The sequence below is a fragment of the uncultured Mucilaginibacter sp. genome (genome assembly GCF_903913935.1).
GTDB lineage: Bacteria > Bacteroidota > Bacteroidia > Sphingobacteriales > Sphingobacteriaceae > Mucilaginibacter.
This window is the reverse complement of record NZ_CAIWNH010000089.1, coordinates 1-2,296: the sequence shown is the minus strand read 5'-3', so window position 1 is coordinate 2,296 and position 2,296 is coordinate 1. Positions and strand designations below refer to the sequence as shown.

The following is a 2,296-nucleotide window of genomic DNA, read 5'->3' as shown; positions in this document are numbered from 1 at the left end:
TTAATATTTATAATTCAAAAAAAAACCGGCAGCTACTGTTTACTGTCGGTCGATAAAGTTACATTAATATAACAATTCGCTGTATTTATATTGGCCTAAATTTTAATTGTTTAAATAACATTTGTTAGTATCCTATATACAGGCAGGTATTTTTACAAGCAATTAACATATTTTTAATAATAATTATGCTTATTCAAATTTTTTGCCTTCTGTTATCCCTTTCCAGTTATCCGAACGGAAAGGGCCAACCGGAAACCCTTCGGTATTGAACAGGTTTGCCTCAATGGGGGCATCTGTCCACGCGTAGCGAACCGCTACCGGCTGTGAAACCTGGCTGCACCAAACTTTAACTTTACCACCGTCAATGATGCTTGCCTGGGCGTAATAAAATTTATGGTCGGCGCCGGCAAGTTCAAATCCTTTAATATAACCATATTTATCTTTGGCTATTAAGCCGTTGGCTGCATTTTTAAAGCTGATCACTGCGGCTCCATCGGAAAAGTCAGCTGAATTAAATAGTGGACTTTCCGTAAAACCCGGCAAATGATATACCATGGTCAACGCTTTATCAGCTAACCTCAGGCCAACATCGGCTTTATCCCTGGGATGTATATTGAATGCATCACCAATATCGGTTGTTACTGCCATGCCGGTATTGGGCAATTGCAGCGTCATGGTTTGCGCTTCTCTCAACTCGGCCCAGCTGCTGCCGATATTGCTGTTTTGCACGCCGCCAAATGATGATAGTTGAACAAACAGGAATGGGAATTCCGTTTTCCATTTGCTCCTCCAATCGGTAATCAGCAGCGGAAAGGTAGTTCGATATTGAAACGCTTTATCAGCATTTGATTCTCCCTGGTACCAAATTACACCCGCAATAGCATACGGTATTAATGGGTTGATCATGGAGTTATAAAGCGAAAAAGCAGTGTTATTCGGTAAAAAATCAAAATGATAAGGCTTGCTTAAATCGGGCATCGCATGCCAGTTATTATCAGCAATACTAATAGTTGTATCGGCAAAACGAACGTACAGGTCAGTCGGATTACCTGATAAGCCCATGCCAAACCAGGAAGGGGTTTTTTGTCGGGATTGTAGATTTATCAAAAGGCTATTGTCACCCGGTTTCCAGGTTCCGGCGGGAAGATCAAGCTGGAAATTGCCCGATAAAGCGCCCTTTTTTATCAGTTTGCCATTAACATACAACGCCATGTCTGCATCGGTCTGGCCTAAGCTAAGTACTGAGTGGCGCGCCGTATAGCTGCTGTCGAGTTTTATGGTGCGCTGCATAAAACCTTCGCCGCGGTAGGAATATAATTTTCCTGTCCATTCCCATGATCCGGGGGCATTTCCTTTTTGCCATTCGTCAAAAAAAGCGGCTGGCTGGCCGGCAAGTTGATCGACGGAATAATTGGTCGCAGGTTTCTTGTTATACGCCCAATCCTTTAATTGTTTATCTATCCTTTGTTTTACACCCTCCCAGGTATCGGGAATATTTTTTGCAGCTTCGCCCAACTCAGGCGAATTCAACATGGCTTCCCTGCTGATCCAGTCCTCTGCAAGTGTTCCTCCCCAATTGCTGTAAATTAAGCCTACAGTAACATTTAATTGTTTACTCAATTTTTTGGCAAAAAAATACCCCACAGCGGTAAAATCCCCAACGGTATTGGTATCTGCTTTTACCCAATTGCCGTCCTTTATATCGGTTTCGGGCTGAAGGCTCATTTTATCGGGAACCCTGAACTGACGGATGGTTTGCGTAGGAGCATTTTTTTGTTCAAAGTTATATCCCAGGGCATTCCTTAACTGGAACTCCATGTTTGATTGGCCCGAACAGATCCAAACCTCACCAACCATTACATCGTGATAAACCAAAGTTTCTTTTCCGGAAGAAATAGTCATCACATAAGGTCCGCCTGCTGTCATGGGTTTTAATATCGCTTTCCACGTTCCTTTTTCATTCACCGTTGCGTTTGCACCCCGTCCATCGATAGTTACTTTAATTTTTGCTTTTTTTACTCCCTGCCCCCAAACAGGAATATCCTGCCCCCTTTGCAACACCATGTGGTCGGAAAATATCGTTGAAGGCGTAAGTTGTGCATAGCCCTGGAGGAATGCGCATAATATTAAAGTTGTTGCAATTAATAGTCTCATAAAAAAATATTTTTGTGGTAAATCTTCTAAAGTTTTTTTAGCCAGCTGAAAATATTTGCAGGCGTAAAGGAGTTGTCACACGGTAAATTTTATCAGCTGGTTTATTTTTGCCAAATTAAATATTAAAAAAACAAATTATTTA

General features: G+C 41.7%; 1 protein-coding gene. It reads right to left on the bottom strand.

The features are described from left to right. Positions 1–189: 189 nt before the first annotated feature. Positions 190–2,154 (bottom strand): sialate O-acetylesterase, encoded by a 1,965-nt coding sequence (locus tag QZY09_RS03470; protein WP_295668063.1) that lies wholly within the window; start codon positions 2,152–2,154, stop codon positions 190–192. Positions 2,155–2,296 lie beyond the last annotated feature (142 nt).

Coding starts and splice junctions, on each gene's coding strand:
- QZY09_RS03470 (WP_295668063.1), bottom strand. CDS start 2,154: ATGAGACTATTAATTGCAACAACTTTAATATTATGCGCATTCCTCCAG.